The sequence below is a fragment of the Sphingobium ummariense RL-3 genome, from assembly GCF_000447205.1.
Taxonomy (GTDB): domain Bacteria; phylum Pseudomonadota; class Alphaproteobacteria; order Sphingomonadales; family Sphingomonadaceae; genus Sphingobium; species Sphingobium ummariense.
Genome location: NZ_AUWY01000090.1, coordinates 1 through 20,692, shown reverse-complemented (window position 1 = coordinate 20,692; position 20,692 = coordinate 1). Strand labels below are relative to the sequence as shown.

Here is a 20,692-nt window from a genome sequence, read left to right as displayed (position 1 = left end):
CTGGCCGCCGCCGATGCGCGGGCGCGGCAGCGGGCGCTGGACGTTGAGTTCACGCAGGTACGCGCGCCGATCGCCGGCCGCGTGTCCGACCGCAAGGTGGACATCGGCAACCTGGTGTCGGGCGCTGAAGGGACGGGCGCGAGCCTGCTCACCACGATCAACGCGCTGAACCCGATCTATTTCAGCTTCGACGCGTCCGAGGCGCTGTTCCTGAAGTCGCAGCGCGACCGTGCGCAGAACGGCAAGGGCGGCGAGATCGAGATCCGCCTGCAGGACGAGGCGGACTATCGCTGGAAGGGCCGGCTGGACTTCACCGACAACGGGCTCGATCCGCGGTCGGGCACGATCCGCGGCCGCGCCGTGCTGTCCAACCCCGACCTGTTCCTGACCCCCGGCATGTTCGGTAACATGCGCCTTTCGAACGGCGGCAAGGTCAACGCCCTGCTGGTGCCCGACGAGGCGATTCAGTCCGACCAGGCGCGCAAGACCGTGATGGTCGTCGGCAAGGATGACAACGTTGCCGTCAAGGCCGTGGAACTGGGGCCGGTCGTCGACGGACTGCGGATCATCCGTTCCGGGCTCGACGCCCGCGACCGCGTGATCGTCACCAATCTCCAGGCCGCGATGCCGGGCGCCAAGGTCGCGACCCGTCCCGCCGCCATCAAGCCCGCGGTCGAAAGCCCGGAGGCCGAGGCCCCCGGCGCAGCCGCACCCGTGGCGGCGCAGGCGACCTTCGCGCGCTGAGCCTCTTACAAGGATAAAAGCCGATGCGTTTTTCGCGCTTCTTCATCGATCGGCCGATCTTCGCGGCGGTGATCGCCGTCATCATCTCGGTCGTCGGCGCGCTGGCCTTCATCGGCCTGCCCGTAAGCCAGTATCCCGACATCGTGCCGCCCACGGTCACGGTGTCGGCCCAATATCCCGGCGCATCGGCCGAGACGGTAGCCTCCACCGTCGCGGCGCCGATCGAGCAGGAAATCAACGGCGTCGACAATATGCTCTACCAGAGCAGCCAGTCGACCGGCGACGGCAAGGTGACGATCACGGTCACCTTCAAGATCGGCACCGATCTCGACGCCGCGCAGGTGCTGGTGCAGAACCGCGTCGCGGTCGCCGTGCCCCGCCTGCCGGAAGAGGTGCAGCGGCTGGGCGTCGTCACCCGCAAGACCACGCCGGACTTCCTGATGGTCGTCAACCTGCAGTCGCCCGACGGCACGTTCGACCGCAACTACCTGTCCAACTATGCGCTGACACAGGTGCGCGACCGGCTGGCCCGGATCGACGGCGTGGGAGACGTGCAGCTGTTCGGTTCGCGCGACTATGCGATGCGCGTCTGGATCGACCCCGGCCGCGCCGCCGAGATGAACCTGACGGCGGGCGAGATCGTATCCGCCCTGCGCGCGCAGAACGTGCAGGTTTCGGCGGGCTCGATCGGCCAGCCGCCCTATGACCGGGGCGAGGCCTTCCAGCTCGGCGTCGAAATGCAGGGCCGCCTGACCACGCCGGAGCAATTCTCCGACATCGTCATCCGCACCGATGCGGACGGCCACCAGGTCCGCGTGCGCGATGTCGCGCGCGTCGAGCTGGGCGCGCAGGACTATGGCACCAACACCTATCTGTCGAACAAGCCCACCGTGGTCATCGCCACGATGCAGCGGCCGGGCTCCAACGCGCTCGACGCGGCGGAGAAGGTGAAGGCCGAAATGGAAGTGCTGGCCAAGCGCTTCCCCAAGGGCCTGGAATACAGCATCATCTACAACCCGACCGAATTCATCAGCCAGTCGATCGACGCGGTCTATCACACGCTGTTCGAGGCGGTGATCCTGGTCGTGCTCGTGATCCTGGTCTTCCTCCAGAACTGGCGCGCGGCGATCATCCCGATCATCGCCATTCCGGTGTCGCTGATCGGCACGGCGACGATGCTGGCGGCGGTGGGCTATTCGCTCAACAACCTGTCGCTCTTCGGCCTGGTGCTGGCGATCGGCATCGTCGTCGACGACGCGATCGTGGTGGTCGAGAATGTCGAACGCAACATCGAACGCGGCATGACGCCGCTGGAAGCGGCGCGCACCTCGATGGACGAGGTGGCGACGGCGCTGGTGGCGATCGTGCTGGTGCTGTGCGCGGTGTTCGTGCCGACGCTGTTCATCACCGGCATTTCGGGTGCCTTCTACCAGCAGTTCGCGGTGACGATCTCGACCGCGACGATCATCTCGCTGATCCTTTCGCTGACCCTGTCCCCGGCCGCGGCGGCGCTGCTGCTGAAGCCCAAGCACGGGTCGGTCGCTGACGATCCGACGGCACCGCGCTGGAAGCGGCTGCTGGCCGGGGCGGGCGACCGCTTCAACGCCGGGTTCGACCGGATGGCGGACGGCTATGCGCGGCTGACGCGCTGGCTGGTAGCCCGGCCCAAGAAGATGCTGCTGACCTATACGGGGCTGATCGCCGCGACCGGCGCCCTGTTCTGGGTGACGCCCGCGGGCTTCATCCCGGCGCAGGACCAGGGCTACTTCCTCGCCGTGGTGCAGCTTCCTCCCGGCGCCTCGCTCGAGCGCACCGACAAGGTGACGCGCGAGGTGGCGGAGAAGATCCTGCCGATCAAGGGCCTGCGCGGCGCGGTGATGTTCGCCGGCTTCCACGGCCCATCCCAGACGCAGGCGCCCAATTCGGCGGCGATCTACTTCCCCTTCAAGACCTTTGCCGAGCGCAAGGAGGAAGGCGTGACCTATGCCGGCATCATGGAGCAGGCGAACAAGGCCATGGCCGGCTATGACAAGGCGCGCATCCTGCTGGTGCCGCCGCCGGTCATCCAGGGCATCGGTTCGGCGGGCGGCTATCGCCTGATGCTGGAGGACCGCGAGGACCGTGGATATGACGAGCTCAACCGGCTGGCCAACGACTTCATCGGCAAGGCGAACCAGACCCCCGGCCTCGCCATGGTCTACACCCTGTTCGATGTCGGCACGCCGCGCATCTATGCGGATGTCGACCGGCGCAAGGCCGACCTGCTGGGCGTGCCGCCTGAGCGCGTGTTCGAAGCGATGCAGGTCTATCTCGGCTCCGCCTTCGTCAACGACTTCAACCTGCTGGGGCGCACCTATCGCGTGACGGCGCAGGCCGATGCGGCGCATCGCGGGTCGGTAGCGGACATCGCGAACCTCAAGACCCGGTCGGATTCGGGCGAGATGGTGCCGATCGGCTCGGTCTCCACCTTCCGCGACAAGACCGGTCCCTATCGTGTGGTCCGCTACAACCTGATGCCGGCGGTCGAAATCGACGGCGACACCGCACCGGGCTATTCCTCCGGCCAGTCGCTGACGACCATCGAGAAGATGACCGAGGCACTGCCGGCGGGCTATGCCGGGGAGTGGACGGGCATCGCCTATCAGCAGAAGACCGCCGGCAACACCGCGGGCCTCGTCTTCGCCATGGCCGTGTTCTTCGTCTTCCTGGTGCTGGCGGCGCAATATGAGAGCCTGACCCTGCCGCTGGCGATCATCCTGATCGTGCCGATGTGCCTCTTCGCGGCGATGCTGGGCGTCAATCTGCGCGGGATGGACAACAACATCCTGACCCAGATCGGCCTGGTGGTGCTGATCGCGCTGGCGGCGAAGAATGCGATCCTGGTGGTCGAGTTCGCCAAGCAGGCGGAGGAGGAGCAGGGCCTGTCGCCTGTCGAGGCCGCGATCCAGGCGGCGCGGACCCGGCTTCGCCCGATCCTGATGACCAGCTTCGCGTTCATCCTGGGCGCGGTGCCGCTGGTGATCGCGACCGGCGCGGGTGCCGAGCTTCGGCAGGCGCTGGGCACGGCGGTCTTCTTCGGCATGGCCGGCGTCACCGCCTTCGGCCTGCTGTTCACGCCCACCTTCTATGTGGTCTGCCGCAACCTCGCGAACCGCTTCCCCCGCCGCCGGCGGGAGGACACGGCCCCCGCGCTGCAGCCGGCCGAATGAGGAAAGATACGATGCACAAATATCTCCTCCCCCTGATGCTGGGCGCGAGCGCGCTCAGCGCCTGCGCCGCCGGGCCGGACTATGTCCCGCCCAGCACGGCGGCCTCGGCCGCCGCGCCCTTCATCGGCGGCGCGTCGCCCGCCGTCAGCACGGCGGCCGCGCAGGACCGCTGGTGGTCGCTCTACCGCGATCCGCTGCTCGACCGACTGGTGGAGGACGCGCTGGCGGCGAACACCGACATCCGCGTCGCGGTCGCCCGGATCGAAAAGGCGCGTTCGCTGCTGCGCGGCGCGAAGTCGGACCGGCTGCCCCAGACGAACCTGGGGGCGTCGGCCAACTATACGCGGACGGCGGCGGTGCGATCGCTGCCGGGGCTGGACCGGGAAAACTGGATTCTCGACGGCGGACTCGACGTTTCCTACGAGGTCGACCTGTTCGGCCGGGTGAAGCGCGGCGTCGAAGCGGCGCGCGGCGACTATCAGGCCGCGCAGGCCGATGCCGATGGCGTGCGGGTCGCGGTGATCGCCGACACCGTGCGCGCCTATCTGGACGTCACCACCACGGCCGAGCGGCTGGCGGTGGCGGAGCAGACCGTGTCGCTGCTCGACCAGTCGATCCGGATCACCAGCGCGCGCTTCGATGTCGGCCGGTCCGACCGGCTGGATGTCATCCGCGTGACGGCGCTGCGCGACCAGCAGGCGGCGGCGATCCCGGCGCTGCAGGCCGACCGCGATGCCGCGCTGTTCCGGCTGGCGACGCTCACCGGCCGCACGCCGCAGGACTTGCCGGCGGACGTCGGCGCCAGCGTGAAGACGCCGCAGCTCGGCCAGCCGATCCCGGTCGGCGACGGGCAGGCGCTGCTGGCCCGGCGGCCCGACGTGCGCGCGGCCGAGCGGCGGCTGGCGGCGAATACGGCGCGCATCGGCGTCGCCACCGCCGATCTCTATCCCCGCATCTCGCTCGGCGGATCGGTCGGCACGACGGCGCTGGGCGGCAGCGACCTGTTTGGCGGAGGCCCCTTCCGCTGGCTGCTGGGACCGCTGATCAGCTGGGCCTTCCCCAACCAGGAGGCGATCCGGTCGCGCATCGCCGGGGCGAAGGCCGACGGCGCCGCGTCGCTCGCCGAATTCGACGGCACGGTGCTGAACGCGCTGGAGGAAACCGAACGGGCGCTTTCCGCCTACGGCCATGCGCTGGAGCGGGAGCAGACCCTGGCGCAGGCGCGCGACGCCGCGGCCCGCGCCGCGCGGATCAGCCTTGCAAGGCAGCGCGAAGGGCGGATCGATTTTCTGACCGTTCTCGACGCGCAGCGGACGCTGGCCGATGCGGAGGCCGACTTGGTCGCCGTGCGGCGTTCCGCCGCCTTCGCGCAGGTGGACGTTTTCCGCGCGCTGGGCGGCGGCTGGGGACAGAGCTGAAGTTCCTCCGATATTCGTTCGCTCGGAGTGAGGTCGAGACAACGCCGAACAGGCATCTCGACCTCGCTTGAACGAAGAGGGCATTAAGCGACCGTTACAATCCGTGCATCTCCCCTTCGACCGAGCGGCTTGACCACCACTTTGTCGCCCATCCGGTCGAAGGCGATGTCCACGCTGGCGTCTCCGACGGTCAGTCCCCATACCGCAAGTTCATCAACGAAACGCGGCAGTTCCGGCTCGTGCAGCGCTATCTGCTTCGCTTGTACGTCGATGCTCAGCCCCAAGCTCGACTGGATGAGCGACAAGGGCGCGGCCGCCGACCACGCCTGGGGGCTACAGGCTACCGGATAGAAGGTTGGGCCCTGCGCGCGGCGCCGTGGAAAGCCGCAGAACAGTTCCGGCAGGCGCATCAGGTCGACATAGGTGGCAGCGGCGATTAGCCCTTCGAAAATCCGTGCCGCCTCTTGACGGTAGCCATAGCGGGAGAAACCCGCCGCGATGAGGGCATTGTCGTGCGGCCAGATCGATCCGTTATGGTAGCTCATCGGATTGTAGCGCACCTCGGTCGAAGCGATCGTTCGCACGCCCCAGCCGGAAAAGGAGGCTGGCGCCATCAAGGTCCGCACCACTGCTTCGGCCCGCTCCTCGCGGGCGAGACCGGTGAAGAGCACATGGCCCGCATTGGACGACCGCACGCGACAGGGCTGTTTCGCACCGTCCAGCGCCAGCACATAGGTGCCGAGCTCTGCATCGAAAAAGGCAGCGTCGAACCGGTCGCGCAGATCCCCGGCCTTGGCGCGGTAGCCCGCCGCCCGCCGATTGTCGCCCAAGGCAGTGTAGATCGCGTCGGCTGCAGTCCAGGCGCCATAAACATAGGCCTGCACCTCGGCTAGCGCGATCGGGCCACGCGCGATGGTGCCGTCGGCATGGAAGACCGAATCGTGGCTGTCCTTCCAGCCTTGGTTGACCAGTCCCTGGTCGGTGTGCCGGCCATATTCGACGAAGCCATCCCCGTCGCGGTCGCCATGCTCCTCGACCCAGGCGAGCGCGGCCTCGATGTTCGGCAGGATGCCGCGCAGAAAGTCGACGTCCGCCGTGCGCTCCAGATAGGCGCCGGCCAGCATCACGAAGAGCGGCGTCGAATCGATGCTGCCATAATAGTGGCGGAAGGGAACTTCCCCCAGCTCCGCCATCTCGCCATGGCGCACTTCGTGCAGGATCTTGCCCGGTTCGGCGTCGGCGGCAGGGTCGAAGCTTGTCGCCTGGTGCGCGGCGAGATAGCCGAGAACGCCGCGGCTGAGCGCGGGATCGAGCCACAGCATCTCCAGCGCCGTGATGATCGCGTCGCGGCCGAAGACGGTGCTGAACCAGGGGATGCCGGCATAGGGGTAGGGGCCATAGTCCGTTTCGGTCGAGAGCATGCCGATGTCGGCGATCGACCGGCGGGTGACTTGGTTCAGCAGCTGGTTGGACGAGGTGACGGCGGCCGCCCGCGCCCGCGCCAGCTTCAGTGTCTGCATGGAATCGCGCAGCGACTTCAGGAAATGCTTGGAAAGCGAGTCGATCGGGGCGCCGCGTTCGCAGCAGATCTGCATGTAGAGCGTGCAGCGTTCACCCGGGGGCACGCGCACCTCGAAACGGGCGCTGCTCTCGCTCAGATGCTGGGGCTCCGGCTCGAAGCGCAGATGGGTCTGCCGGGTCAGCCCGTCGCGCCCCTCATAGCCCAGAACCACCTCCCTCGTACCGACTTCCGGCTTCAGCATCGTGCCGCGTCGCAGGCGCGTCATGCCGCGGATCTCGAACAGATCGGCGAAATCGGCGGCAAAGCCGATATCCACCGTCACCTGCCGCGCCTCCGTATCGAAATTGCGGATCGTCACTCGTTCGTGGATCGCGCCGTTCCACAGGAAACGGGTGCGGCGCAGGTGGATCAGGTCGTGCTCGACGGCGACCCTGCCCTCGTCATCCGGAAAATCCGGATTGGCGAGGTCGCAGGTCAGCATGCTGTTGTCGTCACGCAGCCCCGAACTGAGAAGGATCGGACGTAGACCGTTCACGGTCAGATAGAGATGGGAAAGGTGCCGCGTGTCGCGGTGATAGAGCCCCTCCGGACTGCCCGGTCCCGCAATCGCGTCGCCGCTGTGATCGAAAACGGCGAAGCTGTCGCCATGCTTCAGTGTACGCGGCCGCCGCTCGTGCAGCGAGGCGGTCGCGGGAATGAAGAATTGGGTCTGTGCCTGTGAAAAGCTCTGCCCCGGCGCGTTGCCGCCCGGGATTTCGGGCAGCGGCTGGCTCAACGACATGGATGCTCTCCTGTCAGACGATCTGAAGTTCGGCGCCCTCCTTGCGCAGGGCGCGCATCTGCGTGGACGCCGTCCGTGCATCGCGCAGATCCTGATAGAGCGCCACATAGTCCGCCGCCATCCGTTGCGCTGTGAAGCGTGCGTCGAACGCGGCGCGTACGCCTGCTCGATTCACATCATCCAGATGACGGAGCGCCTCCACGGCCTCGTCCTCGCTGTCGACGATGAACCCCGAGACCCCATGCTGGATAATTTCGGGCACCGATCCGCAACGGAAGGCAATCACCGGTGTCGCGCAGGCCATGGCCTCGATCATCACGAGGCCAAAGGGTTCGGGCCAGTCGATAGGGAAGAGCAAGGCGTCCGCCTTGCCCAGGAATTCCGCTTTCTGTGTCTCGTTGATCTCGCCGATGAATTCGACATGGGGATATTGCTCGACCAGCGGCGCGATCTCGCTCTCCCAATAGAGGCGATCGACGGCGTCGATCTTGGCGGCAATGCGCAGTTTTCGTCCGCTCCGTGCAGCGATGCGGATGGCGCGATCGGGGCGCTTTTCCGGAGAGATGCGGCCGAGGAAGGCGAGATAGCCCTCCGTCGCTCCGAGACGTGGTCTCAGCAGGTCGGTGGGCAGCCCGTGATAGATGGTCGCGGCCCAGTTGACCGGCGGCATGGGCAGTCGCTGATGGTCGGAAATCGACACCAGCGGATGGTGCGGAAAGGCGCGGTAGAAGGGGACAAGGTCGGGAAGGTCCAGTCGCCCATGCAAGGTCGTCACTGTGCGATCGATGAAGTCCTGCACCAGCGGCATGTGAATGAGGTCGATGTGAAAGTGGAGCGCGTCGAACTCGTCGGCCCGGCGCCGTACCTCTTCCAAGAGGATCACATGATGGGGGATCGGATCCTTTACATGGGGGTTAAGGCGTAGCGCCATGGATGTGACCGGAACCAGCTTTGCGCTCGTCACCGAATCGCCGCTGGCGAACAGGGTCACGTCATGGCCCTGCGCGACGAGTTCTTCGGTGAGGTAGGATACGATGCGTTCCGTGCCGCCATAGAGCTTGGGGGGCACGCTTTCGGCCAGTGGGGCGATCTGCGCGATCTTCATCCTATGTGGTCCTCTTTGAAAGTGGCGCCGTCGCCGGCCCCGACACCGGCATGCGGCCCCCCTTAAAAGCATGAGCAGCCTGCCGGTTGCATGCCATCGAGCGATCTTTTCCGAGCGATCGCCGATCGCGACCGGCCGGATTTTTCGGAAAGGGGCTTGCCGGATGACTTCGATCTGACATAGTTCGGGCCCAAGGGACGCTTCGGGGGTGGCCAGCCGTGTTCGGGAAGGACCGGTGGCAATCAGATTGGAGAGTGCCTTGACCATCCTGACAATCGATTTCGAGGCTTCGTGCCTGCCGAAGCACGGTCGTTCCTTTCCGATCGAGGTAGGCATTGCAGCAGGCGGCATGGCGCGTAGCTGGCTGATCCGCCCGCATGAAGACTGGGCGGGCTGGGACTGGACGTCGGAAGCGGAAGCGCTGCATGGCCTCAACCGCGCCCAGGTGGAGGCGCTTGGTCAACCGGCTTCCTTCGTTATGGCGGAACTGGCGTCAGCGGTCGCCGGCTATCGCGTCGTGGCAGATAGCTCCATCGACCAATATTGGCTCGACACGCTCGCCGCCGCAGCAGGGGTGGTGGCGCCGTTCTCGATCGATCATGTCTCGGTTGTGCTGGACGAACGAGGCGCGGACGAGGATCGGATCGCGGCCGCCGTCGCTTTTGCCGACGCTGCCCATCCCGAGCGTCATCGCGCCGCGAGCGACGCCCTGTGGCTAGCTGCGTTGATCCATAACATCGACGCCGTCGCGCGTCCGGCATTCCCCTTTGGCGCACTGTGCTTCAGGTCGCCCGCTGAGTCGAATATGACTCAGCAATAATTTGTTACGCTCGGCAAATTTCGGAGACATTCTGCGATTCTACACCCGATATGATACCGGTCCGCCGGATGACTCGTGAAGGAGTGTCCCATGATCCTGACCGTCGCCGCCGCGCTTTCAGCGCTTTCGACTCCAGTGCACAGCACGGAAATCGCGCATGCAGCCAATGCCTATACGGCCAGCTATCACGCGCAGTCCACGGTGCGCACGCGGCAGGTGGAAACACGCTTCGTCAACCGGCCTTCGACCCAAATCTGCCGTTGGCAGGCCGATCTGGTGGTCAACCGTGCCGTTGCCGCGCAGGGCCGTCCGGTCGCCGCTATCGGCAAGTCGATCCACCGCTTCGAGCCGTTGAGCGGTAGCTACGCCGGCAGCTGCGAGGCGGCCCGCCACCATATTGACGCGGAAGTCGCCCGCTACAGCCGCGCCCGCGCCGGTGAGGCGCTTGCCGTTGCACAGCAGGACCGTGCGGTCCTCGTCAACGAACTCGACAGTCTTCAGGCGCTGTCCGTGAAGGGCGGATGACCCCACCGCTGATCCTGATCGCCGAGGGGCAGGCGGATCTGCGGCAGAAAGTCCGCGAATATCTGGAGCAGAGCGGCTTCCGCGCGCTCCCCGCCGCCTCGGCGAACGACATTTGGAGCGCCATCGACGCCATGCCCATTGGCGCGGTGGTGCTCGATGCCGCGTTGCGCGGGCCGGACGGCATGGACCTGTGCCGCGACGTCCGTGAGCGCAGTGATGTGCCCATCATCCTGGTCGGAGCCCAGAGCACGGAAGTCGACCGGGTGGTCGGACTGGAACTGGGCGCCGACGATTATATGACCAAGCCCTATTCCCCGCGCGAGCTGGCGGCCCGGTTGCGGGCGGTGCTGCGTCGCGGCAGGAATGAGCGTGTACTGGGCTTGCGCCGTCAGACCGAGGCGCGTTTCGACGGGTGGACAGTCGATTTCGCGCGGCGGGAACTGTTTGATCCCGACAATCGCCAGATCGAACTGACCGCGGCGGAATTCGCCCTGCTGGGCGTGCTGGTCGAAAATCCCCAGACGGTCATCAGCCGTGCGCGCCTGATGGAACTGGCGGGTGTGCGCGAAACACCATCTTCCGATCGCAGCGTTGATGTCCTCATCAGCCGGCTGCGGCGCAAGCTTGATCATGGCGGCCGACCTGCTCCGATCGTCACCGTCCGCGGCGCGGGATACATGCTCAGCGCTTTGGTGGATCGCCGCTGAACGAGAAAAGTACGCAGACATAGTATTTAACAAAGCCGCTGCGACGCAGCAAAACCGTGTCTCTATCCTTCAAGCTAACCCGGTCTGCCCCCTGGCCGGCATGAGAAAAGAAGGATAACGGACATGAACGAGCTTATCGGTCGCGTCTTCAGCTTCGAAACCAAGGTTTTTCCGAACGAAAGCGCGCTTTACAATCAGCTGGCCAGCCAAGGCCAAAGCCCCAAGGCGCTGATGATCTCCTGCGCCGACTCGCGTATCGTACCCGAACACATCATGCAGGCGCAGCCCGGCGACCTGTTCGTGTGTCGCAACGCCGGCAACATCGTACCCCCGCACGCCAGCCAGTTGGGTGGCGTGACCGCAACGGTCGAATATGCAGTCATGGTGTTGGGCGTGCGCGATATCATCGTGTGCGGCCATAGCGACTGCGGCGCGATGAAGGCCCTCGCGACCGACGCCGACTTGACCGCCATGCCCAATGTCGCCGCTTGGCTGCGCCACAGCCATGCCGCGCAGAAGGTCTGCCGCGAAAGCTACCCCGCCGATCTTTCGGACATGGAAAAGCTTCGCAACATGGCGCTGGAAAATGTCGTGGTGCAGCTTACGCACTTGCGCACCCATCCGTCGGTTGCGTCGGGCATCGCCCGTGGCGAGATCGCGCTGCATGGCTGGTATGTCGACATTCATGCTGGGCAGGTGCTGGGCCTTGACGGCGACACTGGCCACTTCGTGCCGCTGCGCGAAGGCCAGCCGCTCCCCGTCGCGCAGCCCCATGTCCGCCGCCTTGCGGCCGATGTGGCCTACGCCCAGGCCGCGGAGTAAGCCATGTTGAAAGCCCTTTCCGGCGGCACATTCAGCCGCGATTTAACCGCCTCTATCGTCGTGTTCCTGGTGGCGATGCCGCTCTGCATGGGCATCGCCGTCGCGTCCGGCGTGCCGCCGGAAAAGGGACTCGTCACAGGCATCATCGGCGGCATCGTTGTCGGCGTGCTGGCGGGATCGCCCCTGCAGGTCAGCGGCCCCGCGGCGGGCTTGGCCGTCATCGTCTTCGAAATCGTGCGGGAACAGGGCCTGTCCGCGCTGGGCCCCATTCTGATTCTCGCGGGGATCATCCAGGTCATTGCGGGCCTGTTGCGTGTTGGCGGCTGGTTCCGCGCGATATCGCCCGCTGTGGTGCATGGCATGCTCGCCGGCATCGGTGTGCTGATCGTTGTGGGTCAGTTCCACGTCCTGTTTGACGACAAGCCGCTGTCGAGCGGCCTCGCCAACCTGGTGGCGATGCCGGGCCAGATTTTCGGCCTGACCAACCAGGACGCGGCAACCGCATTTGCGGTAGGCCTCGTCACCATCGGCAGCATGCTGGGGTGGGAGAAGTTCCGCCCGGCCTCCTTGAAGCTGTTGCCGGGCGCGCTGGTCGGCGTGGTGGCAGCGACGCTGGTGGCCTTCTTCCTCGGCCTTCCAGTGGCTCGCGTCGCCGTGCCGGAGTCGATCTTGTCGGCCGTCGACCTGCCCAGCGAGGGTCTGATCGCGCAACTGCTTAACCCGACGGTCATCACCACCGCGATCGCGATCGCCTTCATCGCCAGCGCAGAAACGCTGCTGTCGGCGGCGGCTGTTGATCGCATGCATGACGGCGTTCGGACCAACTATAACCGGGAACTGAGCGCGCAGGGCGTCGGCAACCTGCTGTGCGGCTTTGCGGGTGCGCTGCCGATGACCGGCGTCATCGTCCGCAGTTCGGCCAACGTTCAGGCTGGCGCCAAGACCCGGCTGTCCGCGATCCTGCACGGCATCTGGATCCTGGGCTTCGTTGCGCTGCTTCCGTGGCTGCTGCGGGAGATTCCGATGGCGGCTCTGGCCGGCATCCTGGTCGTGACGGGCGTGCGCCTGGTCAGCGTGGATCATGTCAAGCACCTCTTCCATCGCTATGGCCCGCTGCCGGCCGTCGTATGGGCCGCGACGCTGGTCATGGTCGTGACGACCGACCTGCTGACCGGCGTGCTGGTGGGCATCGGCCTTTCGCTGATCGAACTGCTCCCGCATGCCACGCGCCTGCGACTCAAGCTGGACGAGGAAAGCCGGGATGATGCGCATGAGGTGGCGTTGAACGGTACCGCGACGTTCCTCACCCTGCCCAAGCTGTCGGCGAAGCTGGAATCGCTGCCGGCCGGCCGTCTGGTTATCCTCAACCTCGAACGGCTCCGCCACATCGACCACACCAGCGCGGAGATGCTGCGGGAATGGGTCGATCGTCGCCGCGGCGCGGGCGGGCCGGTCCAGCTGTCGGGCGCCGACGGAAGGCTACGCCAACTCGTCGCCTGACCCGTCCAACCGTATCGGCGACAAGGGAGCCGCCGTGCCCTAACCGGCGCGGCGGCTCTTGCTATTCGGACAATTATAGAAACGAAACAGAAACAATCTGTTTGTAGTTAAGAAAATAACCGTGCTGTCCATATCACAGCCGGTCCCCGCCCTTCGCAGATGCAATAAATCCTGTTTCCCCGTCCGGCGGCAAAGAATAGGGAACAGCTATCCGCCGCTACGGAAGACCATCCAAGAGATTTTCCGGGATGAGCGGATGCAGGACGGAACATTCTTTCTTTAAAAGGGGAATGTTCATGAAGTATCAGATCGCCTGTGCCGCTCTCGCGCTGATGTCCAGCGCTCCGGCCTTCGCCCAGGAAGAGCCCGCAAGCCCGATCACCGTTTCCGGCAGCGTTGGCCTGGTTTCCGATTACCGCTTCCGCGGCGTGTCGCAGAGCGACCGCGGCATGGCGGTTCAGGGCGGCATCACCGCTACGCATGAGAGCGGCTTCTATGTCGGCACCTGGGGTTCGAACCTGGGCGGCTGGGGTCGTTTCGGCGGCGCCAACATGGAACTCGACCTGATCGCCGGCTATTCCGCCTCGCTCGGCGAAGGCACCACCGTCGATGTCGGCCTCACCTGGTATATGTACCCTTCGGGTGCCGACGAAACCGATTTCGCCGAACCCTATGTCAAGCTTTCGCACCAGTTCGGCCCGGTGAAGGGTCTGGTCGGCGTCGCCTATGCGCCGAAGCAGGAAGCGTTGGGCAAGTGGTGCAGCGACGCGGCCTGCACCGTGTACGATCCGGGTGACAAGGAAGACAATCTCTACCTCTGGGGCGACATCAGCGGAGCCATTCCGAACACCCCGGTTTCACTGAAGGCGCATCTGGGCTGGTCGAATGGCAATAGCGGCCTGGGCCCGAACGGCACCTCGATCGCGCCGACCGGCAAGTATTTTGACTGGCTGGTGGGCGCCGACCTCGCCATCCCGGGCACGCCGCTGACCGCGAGCATTGCTTATGTCGACACCGACATTGCCCGGGTCGAGGAAGAGTATCTTCGTCCCAACTTCATGGTTAACGACAGCAAGGACTTCGGCAAGTCGATCGCGCGCAGCACGGTCGTCTTCTCGATCACGGCGGCGTTCTGATCCCGGTTGCCGGGCCTCGCAAGAGGCCCGGCACAGGCCTGCCTTGCTGATAGCCAGCCAGCTATCTTCTCAATGATGACAAAATGTTGCTGATGATGATAGCAAGCACGCCACCTCTTCGCTTTGGTTGACCGTTACGGTCTGTCCTCCTATTTCCCTGACATGAGCTTTTCTTTCAGCGCGCTTTCTCGATGACCGCGCCGTCGATCATCCTGGTAGAGGACGATCCGCCGCTGCGGACGCTTACTGCCCGCGCTCTCCAAGAGCATGGCTATAAGGTCCGTCCGGCTTCGTCCGGTCCGGAAATGTGGGTGGCCTTCGATGCGGGGCCAGTCGACTTGGTGGTGCTGGACGTGATGCTGCCCGGCACCAATGGTATCGATCTCTGCCGCCAGATCCGTCGCAAGAGCGACGTGCCGATCATCTTCATCAGCGCCAAGGGCGGCGAGACCGACCGGATCGTCGGGCTGGAGCTTGGCGCGGACGACTATCTTCCCAAGCCGTTCGGGACACGCGAACTGATCGCCCGCATCCGCGCCATCCTGCGCCGTGTCGGCGTGGAACGCGGCCCGGACGAGCATCGGGAGAACGAAGCGCGCTTCGATGGCTGGATCGTCAACTTTCCGCGTCGTGAGCTGCGGTCACCCACCGGCGCGATCGTCGACCTGACCGGTGCCGAATTCGACTTGCTAGGCAGCTTCCTCAGCCATCCCCAGCGCGTCATTGCCCGTGAGCGGCTCATCGAACTTTCGCGCACCCGTATGGGCGATAGTTCCGACCGTAGCATCGACGTGCTGGTCAGCCGCCTGCGCCGCAAGCTTTCCACCGACGACAGACCAGCGCCGATCACCACCGTCCGCGGCGTCGGCTATATGTTCAATGCCGAGGTGAGCCGGGCTTGAGACCGCATCTGAGCCGGTCGTTGGGCCTGGTCGGCCGGCTCTTCGTGATTCTGCTGCTCACGGTCACGCTGGAATTCGCAGTCGGAACGCTCGTTTATGAGCGGGCCAGCCATTTCTCTCTCCAGGATGACGAGGCAAGGCGCCTGGCCGAGCATCTCGTGATCGCGCGCAAATTGCTGTCGGAGCAGCCGCCCGAGGAGCGGCGCGCCCTGTCGGTTCAACTCACCACTGACCGTTACGATGTCCATTGGACGCCGGTGTCCCCGCCGCCTCCGCCGCTGGCGCCCGAGCTGGAGCGGATGCGCCGCCAGATCCTCACCTGGGAGCCCAGCCTTGAGAGATCGCGTCTCTGGCTGCGGCTGACGTCGCCGGCTCGCGTTGCGGAGATCAATGGCGGTCTGATCCTGCCAGACGGCAGCTGGCTCTATTTCGGCATGCACCATGGCGGCGGAAAATGGACCTTCGCGCTCGGACGAGTGGGCCTTGCGCTGATTCCCGCCGTCGCGCTGGCGCTGGCGGGCGGCATCCTCATCCGCCGGACGCTGGGACCGCTGCGCGATCTGACCCGCGCCACCGAACAGATCGGCCTTGGTGCCGAGGTCGAGGTGGACGAGGCGGGCAGCAACGATGTCCGCAACCTGATCCGCGCCTTCAACGCAATGCAGAAGCGCCTCCACCGGCTCATCAACGAACGCACCGAAACTCTGGCGGCGGTGGGCCACGACCTGCGCACGCCCCTGTCACGCTTGCAGCTGCGCCTCGACAATTTGCGGGATGACGAGGCGCGCGAGGCGATGGCGGGCGACGTTGCGGAAATGGACGAGATGATCGACTCGCTCCTCGCCTTCCTCGGGGGAGAGAAGGACCCGGAACCGGCGGTGCGGACAGACCTCGCAGTGTCCGTGGCGACGGTGGTGGACGCCTTCCAGGATCAGAACAAGGACGTCACCTATAGCGGCCCCGATCATCTGGAAATGCAGGCGCGACCGCTTTCGCTTCGCCGTGCGATCGTGAACCTGATCGAAAATGCGCTCCATTATGGGCATCGTGCCCGGGTAAGCCTGGGGCGCTGCTCCGATGCCGTCCTGATCCGCATCGACGACGACGGGCCCGGCATTCCGGCCGACCGGCTGGAGGAGGTGTTGCGGCCTTTCGCTCGCCTGGACGAGTCGCGCCAGCGGAACACCAGGGGCCTGGGTCTGGGCCTCGCCATCGTCGACAAGGCGGTGCGCAGGGAAGAGGGGACGCTCTCGCTCATCAACCGTCCCGAAGGCGGTTTGCGTGCGGAAATCCGGTTGCCGACGGCCTGAAATTCTTTCCTGCTTGCAGAGAGGAGAACTGTTGCGGGCAATCAGAAACTGCCGGGCAAAAAGCAAAACTCGTTTATCCCCGCTCCCGATGCAGCGTTATGCATGGGCAATGACGATTGCGAGGCACGGTATGACGGCAGGCGGCGAGGAAGAAGCGCGGGTCGAAGGCTATTGGGACATCGACCGGCTGGTGGCGGAATTGGGTGCGGTGCGTAGCCGCTGGCGCGCGGCGCAGCGGCATCACGCCGAATATGGCGCCGAAGGCTTTCCGTCCCGCGCCAACATCGCGAAGATCATGCTTTCACTGTGCGGGGCGCTGTTCCCACTGCGGCTCGGTCCCAGCTTCGTACGTCTTCACAATGAGGATGCCTTCGTCGCCGAAACGCTCCAGACCGTGCTTAGCCGCCTTTACGGCCAGATCCGATTGGAACTGATCTATGCAATGAAGGACGCGTCCGCCGAGGCGATCGACGCGCAGGCCGCGCGTATCATCGGCGGCTTCGCCCAAAGCCTTCCCGGCCTGCGCGAACTGCTCGACAGCGACGTGGAGGCTGCGTTCCTGGGCGATCCCGCCGCGCGCAGCGTCGACGAGGTGCTGATCTGCTATCCTTCGATGCTGGCGATCATCCATCATCGTTTGGCGCATCGGCTCCATGACCTGGGCGCGCCGCTGGTCGCGCGGATCGTCTCGGAAATCGCTCATTCCAAGACCGGCATCGATATCCACCCCGGCGCGAAGATCGGCCGCAGCTTCTTCGTCGATCATGGCACCGGCGTCGTTATCGGCGAAACCGCCATCGTCGGTGACCGGGTGCGACTCTACCAGGGTGTCACGCTCGGCGCGCGCAGCTTCCCGGCCGACGAGAAAGGAGCGCTGGAAAAGGCGCTGCCGCGCCATCCCATCGTGGAGGATGACGTGGTGATCTATGCCGGTGCGACAATCCTGGGCCGAATTATCGTCGGCAGCCGCTCCGTCATCGGCGGCAATGTCTGGCTCATCGACAGCGTGCCGGCAGACAGCCATGTCCGCCAGGCGCGTGCCCAATATGAGATCACCAGCCGCGTGGAGGTGTCGGCGCCCCACCGCGTCCACGCCTTGACCGAAGCGGACGGGCAGGGGTTCGCCGACAATATTTGAAGGCCTGTGCTGTTTACTTTCCCGCGCAGCTATCCCCGTCCCCGGCGGTCAGGTCCAGGCAGCGCCCGTCGATCTCGCCGGCCGGCACCGAGAGGCCGATCTGTGCGGCCAGCGTCGGGAGGATGTCCACGGTCTCTACGCCCAGCGGCTGTTCGAAATGCCGCATCCCCTTCCGCCAGAACAGGATCGGCACACGCCGGTCATAGTCCCAGGGGCTGCCATGGGTCGCGACATAGCCCTTGGTCGGATCGACGATCGGCGTGATGCGCGGTTTCAGCAGCAGCAGCACATCGCCCGACCGCTGCGGATCGAAGCTGGCGCGCGCTTCCTGCAGCAGGCTCCAGCTCTCCGGCGGACCGGAGGGGGAGGGCGCGGCCGCGATCTCCGCCTTGGTGAAGGCGGCCTGCACCTGCGGATGCGCACGCAGGATCTTCAGCGTCTCGGCCTCCACGGCGGCGCGCTGCTTCGCGTTCAGCGTCACATCGAAATAGAGGTCGCCCGCCGGTCCGTCACCCCAGATCAGCTTGCGCCCCGCCAGCCCCGTCTTTGCGCCGACCGCTTCCGTCAGCGCCTTGGGGGTCAGCGCCTCGTCGACGCGCTGATCCATCGGCATGGCGTTCTCGCGGTGCCGCTCGGGCAGGTCGTGGCCGCCATGGTCGGCGGTCAGCACCACCTCATAGTCGATCCCGTCGCGGTCGAGCTTGTCGAAAAAGGCGCCGAGCTCGCGGTCCAGCCGGTCGACCTGGATGCAGCTCTCCGTCCCCTCCGTCCCATAGGTGTGGCCGATATAGTCGGTCGCCGACAGGCCAATCGAGATGATGTCGGTCTGTGCCTGCCGACCCAGCTGCATGCTGTCGATCGCACCGGCTGCCAGCACCAGGGTCATCGCATCCTGCTCGGGCGAGGCGCGGAACGCCTTGAAGTCGCCCGCCGCCCGCGCGAAGCGGCCGGTGCCGACGGTCTTGCCGGCGCCGATTGACACGGCGAAATCCTTGGCCGCGCATTGCGGCGGCAGCTCGAAGCCCGGATTGGGCTGGGCCAGGCGCGCCACGACGGCCTGGTTCACCTTTGCCACCAGCGGCGGGACAGCGATGCCCCGGTAGCTCACATAGCCCTCCGGCCCGTTCAACCACCAGACCTGGTCGGCGGTCGGTCCGCCCATCATGATGGCCGCGCGGTCCTTGCCCGCCACGGACACCACCCGGGTCGCCGGATTGGCGGCCTTCATCCGCCCGCCCAGCGTCGGCACCTTCAGGTGCACGGGGGAGGCGACGTAATTGCCGCTGTCGGTGCCGGGCTGGGTCTCGTCCTCGGCGCAGTAGACGGCCTTGTCGGTGCGGCCCGTCTTCAGGTCGAACCAGGTGTTGGCGATGATGCCCGTGCGCGAAGGATGGCTGCCGGTCAGGATGGTGCTGTGGCCGGGGCAGGTCTCGGTCGCGGCGTGGCTCTGATAACCGCGGGGGAAGACTGCCCCTTCCTCCGTCAGGCGCTTGAGGCCGCCGGTATAATATTGGCGATATTCGCTGAACAGGTCCGCGGAAAACTGGTCGACGGAAATGGCGACGATCAGATGGGGCGGGGTCGCCGGGGCGGCCTGCGGGGCAGCGGCCGGGGGCTGCGCCACGGCGGGCAGCGCGCAGGAGGCAAGGAGCAGGGCGGCGGCGACTTTTCTGAACATGCGGGATGACCTTCTCGACCTTGACGGCGGATGGAGAGCGACCTAGCCCCCTTGCACCCCACCGACCAGAGGCCCGATGCGGATTTTTCATGTCCTTCTGATGACGCTCGCGCTTTTCCTGGCGCCGGCCGCCCATGCGCAGGGCGCTTTCGTTCAGGGCGGGCCGTCGCACATCGCCGCGCGCCTTGTCGCGGAGGGCGCGGCGCCGGCTCCGGGCCACACGACCGCCATCGCTTTCGACATGAAGCCGGCGGCCGGCTGGCACGGCTATTGGGAAAATCCGGGCGATGCCGGCCTCGGCATGACGGTCAGGTGGACGCTCCCCAAGGGCATTACGATCGGGCCGCTGCGCTATCCCGTGCCGCGGACGCTGATGATCGCGGGCCTGATGAACCATGTGTATGAAGGCCCCTATGGCGTGCTCGCGACCCTCACGGTGGCGAAGGACGTGAAGCCGGGAACGCCGCTGCCGATCCGCGTCCGCGCCGACTGGTTGGCCTGCACCGACAAGGTGTGCGTGCCCGAGGGCGCTGACCTGTCGCTCGACCTGGTGGCGGGCGACGGTCGGCTGGCGCCTGCCGACCGTACCCGCTTCGACGGCTGGCGGATGCACCTGCCGCGGCCGCTGGGCACGGAGGCGACCTATGCGGTGAAGGACGGAAAGCTGCGCCTGTCCGTGCCGTTCCCCGCCGATGCCGCAATCGACGAGAAGGATGTCCACCTCTTTCCGCTGGCCGAGGGCCTTGCGCGCTACGCTGCCCCGCAGACGCTGGTGCGCAGCGGCGACCGGCTGCTGATCGAGACCGAGGCGGCGCAGGACTTCAAGAGCGGGACGGCGCAGGCCGTGCTGCGGACCGGCGACCAGGTCGGCTTCCTGCTGACGGCGCGGCCGGGCGATGTCCCCACAGGAGGCGCCAACTGGGCGACGGCGGCTCTGCTGGCGCTGGGGGGCGCGATCCTGGGCGGGCTTCTGCTCAACGTCATGCCCTGCGTCTTCCCGATCCTCGGCCTGAAGGCGCTCAGCCTGGCCCGCGCCGGCGGCGACGAGCGCGCGGTGCGGCAGGAGGCCTGGGCCTATGCCGCTGGGCTGGTCGCCACCTGCCTGGCGCTCGGTGGCCTGCTGCTCGCGCTGCGGGCCGCGGGCGCGGCCGTGGGCTGGGCCTTTCAGCTGCAGGATCCACGCATCATCCTGCTGCTGCTGTTGCTGGTCACGGCAATCGCCTTCAATCTTGCCGGGCTGTTTGAGTTGTCGGCGGTCGACGCGGGCGGCAGGCTGGCGGGGAAGGGCGGCAAGGCCGGCGCCTTCTGGACCGGCGCGCTCGTCGCCTTCGTCGCGACCCCCTGCACCGGCCCGTTCATGGGCGCGGCGATGGGG

The 20,692-nt window shown here is 66.2% G+C and carries 16 protein-coding genes; 13 read left to right on the top strand and 3 right to left on the bottom strand.

Annotated features, from left to right (window positions below; translation table 11 throughout):
• The 3 genes from M529_RS37315 to M529_RS37305 all read left to right on the top strand — a co-directional run.
• On the top strand, positions 1–744 hold a 744-nt coding region (locus M529_RS37315; protein WP_021318380.1), incomplete at its 5' end, for an efflux RND transporter periplasmic adaptor subunit.
• Between the two features lie 23 nt (positions 745–767).
• Positions 768–3,953 (top strand): efflux RND transporter permease subunit, encoded by a 3,186-nt coding sequence (locus M529_RS37310; protein ID WP_021318379.1) that lies wholly within the window; start codon positions 768–770, stop codon positions 3,951–3,953.
• Between the two features lie 11 nt (positions 3,954–3,964).
• Positions 3,965–5,371: an efflux transporter outer membrane subunit gene (locus M529_RS37305; protein ID WP_021318378.1), complete on the top strand. Its 1,407-nt coding sequence runs from the start codon at positions 3,965–3,967 to the stop codon at positions 5,369–5,371.
• 83 nt (positions 5,372–5,454) lie between these two features.
• Here M529_RS37305 and M529_RS37300 read toward each other — a convergent pair whose 3' ends face one another.
• Positions 5,455–7,674 carry an amylo-alpha-1,6-glucosidase gene (locus M529_RS37300; RefSeq protein ID WP_021318377.1) on the bottom strand — a complete coding sequence of 740 codons (2,220 nt, stop codon included), beginning with the start codon at positions 7,672–7,674 and terminating at the stop codon, positions 5,455–5,457.
• 13 nt (positions 7,675–7,687) lie between these two features.
• Positions 7,688–8,779, bottom strand: a complete 1,092-nt coding sequence (locus M529_RS37295; protein WP_021318376.1) for a glycosyltransferase family 4 protein — start codon at positions 8,777–8,779, stop codon at positions 7,688–7,690.
• A 259-nt stretch (positions 8,780–9,038) separates the two neighbouring features.
• Here M529_RS37295 and M529_RS37290 point away from each other — a divergent pair, with 259 nt between their 5' ends.
• From M529_RS37290 to epsC, 9 genes are all read left to right on the top strand, one after another.
• The gene (locus M529_RS37290) at positions 9,039–9,599 is read left to right on the top strand and encodes a 3'-5' exonuclease family protein (protein ID WP_021318374.1); all 561 of its coding nucleotides are present in this window, start codon (positions 9,039–9,041) and stop codon (positions 9,597–9,599) included.
• A 90-nt stretch (positions 9,600–9,689) separates the two neighbouring features.
• Positions 9,690–10,124, top strand: a complete 435-nt coding sequence (locus M529_RS37285) for a hypothetical protein (RefSeq protein ID WP_021318373.1) — start codon at positions 9,690–9,692, stop codon at positions 10,122–10,124.
• Positions 10,121–10,831, top strand: coding sequence for a response regulator transcription factor (locus M529_RS37280; RefSeq protein ID WP_021318372.1), 711 nt, complete (start codon positions 10,121–10,123; stop codon positions 10,829–10,831). Before M529_RS37285 ends, M529_RS37280 begins: the two co-directional genes overlap by 4 nt.
• A gap of 123 nt (positions 10,832–10,954) precedes the next feature.
• Positions 10,955–11,653 carry a carbonic anhydrase gene (locus M529_RS37275; RefSeq protein ID WP_021318371.1) on the top strand — a complete coding sequence of 233 codons (699 nt, stop codon included), beginning with the start codon at positions 10,955–10,957 and terminating at the stop codon, positions 11,651–11,653.
• Positions 11,654–11,656: 3 nt separating this feature from the next.
• Complete coding sequence (locus tag M529_RS37270) at positions 11,657–13,153, top strand: SulP family inorganic anion transporter (RefSeq protein ID WP_021318370.1); 1,497 nt, start codon at positions 11,657–11,659, stop codon at positions 13,151–13,153.
• A 290-nt stretch (positions 13,154–13,443) separates the two neighbouring features.
• A complete protein-coding gene (locus M529_RS37265; protein ID WP_021318369.1) occupies positions 13,444–14,289 on the top strand; it encodes a TorF family putative porin in 846 nt (281 codons plus the stop codon).
• A gap of 191 nt (positions 14,290–14,480) precedes the next feature.
• On the top strand, positions 14,481–15,191 hold the full coding sequence (locus M529_RS37260) for a response regulator (protein WP_021318368.1): 711 nt from the start codon (positions 14,481–14,483) through the stop codon (positions 15,189–15,191).
• Positions 15,188–16,501 carry an ATP-binding protein gene (locus M529_RS37255; RefSeq protein ID WP_040600833.1) on the top strand — a complete coding sequence of 438 codons (1,314 nt, stop codon included), beginning with the start codon at positions 15,188–15,190 and terminating at the stop codon, positions 16,499–16,501. Before M529_RS37260 ends, M529_RS37255 begins: the two co-directional genes overlap by 4 nt.
• A gap of 130 nt (positions 16,502–16,631) precedes the next feature.
• Positions 16,632–17,639, top strand: a complete 1,008-nt coding sequence (epsC, locus tag M529_RS37250; RefSeq protein ID WP_021318366.1) for a serine O-acetyltransferase EpsC — start codon at positions 16,632–16,634, stop codon at positions 17,637–17,639.
• A 13-nt stretch (positions 17,640–17,652) separates the two neighbouring features.
• On the opposite strand, the gene M529_RS37245 is transcribed toward epsC, so the two are convergent.
• A complete protein-coding gene (locus M529_RS37245) occupies positions 17,653–19,317 on the bottom strand; it encodes an alkaline phosphatase family protein (RefSeq protein ID WP_021318365.1) in 1,665 nt (554 codons plus the stop codon).
• 76 nt (positions 19,318–19,393) lie between these two features.
• Here M529_RS37245 and M529_RS37240 point away from each other — a divergent pair.
• Positions 19,394–20,692: protein-disulfide reductase DsbD domain-containing protein (locus M529_RS37240; RefSeq protein ID WP_021318364.1), on the top strand; the 1,299-nt coding region annotated here is incomplete at its 3' end.

Bases quoted from the DNA above. Each gene is read 5' to 3' on its own strand.
- M529_RS37310 (WP_021318379.1), top strand. From the start codon at position 768: ATGCGTTTTTCGCGCTTCTTCATCGATCGGCCGATCTTCGCGGCGGTG.
- M529_RS37305 (WP_021318378.1), top strand. From the start codon at position 3,965: ATGCACAAATATCTCCTCCCCCTGATGCTGGGCGCGAGCGCGCTCAGC.
- M529_RS37300 (WP_021318377.1), bottom strand. From the start codon at position 7,674: ATGTCGTTGAGCCAGCCGCTGCCCGAAATCCCGGGCGGCAACGCGCCG.
- M529_RS37295 (WP_021318376.1), bottom strand. From the start codon at position 8,779: ATGAAGATCGCGCAGATCGCCCCACTGGCCGAAAGCGTGCCCCCCAAG.
- M529_RS37285 (WP_021318373.1), top strand. From the start codon at position 9,690: ATGATCCTGACCGTCGCCGCCGCGCTTTCAGCGCTTTCGACTCCAGTG.
- M529_RS37280 (WP_021318372.1), top strand. From the start codon at position 10,121: ATGACCCCACCGCTGATCCTGATCGCCGAGGGGCAGGCGGATCTGCGG.
- M529_RS37275 (WP_021318371.1), top strand. From the start codon at position 10,955: ATGAACGAGCTTATCGGTCGCGTCTTCAGCTTCGAAACCAAGGTTTTT.
- M529_RS37270 (WP_021318370.1), top strand. From the start codon at position 11,657: ATGTTGAAAGCCCTTTCCGGCGGCACATTCAGCCGCGATTTAACCGCC.
- M529_RS37265 (WP_021318369.1), top strand. From the start codon at position 13,444: ATGTTCATGAAGTATCAGATCGCCTGTGCCGCTCTCGCGCTGATGTCC.
- M529_RS37260 (WP_021318368.1), top strand. From the start codon at position 14,481: ATGACCGCGCCGTCGATCATCCTGGTAGAGGACGATCCGCCGCTGCGG.
- epsC (WP_021318366.1), top strand. From the start codon at position 16,632: ATGACGGCAGGCGGCGAGGAAGAAGCGCGGGTCGAAGGCTATTGGGAC.
- M529_RS37245 (WP_021318365.1), bottom strand. From the start codon at position 19,317: ATGTTCAGAAAAGTCGCCGCCGCCCTGCTCCTTGCCTCCTGCGCGCTG.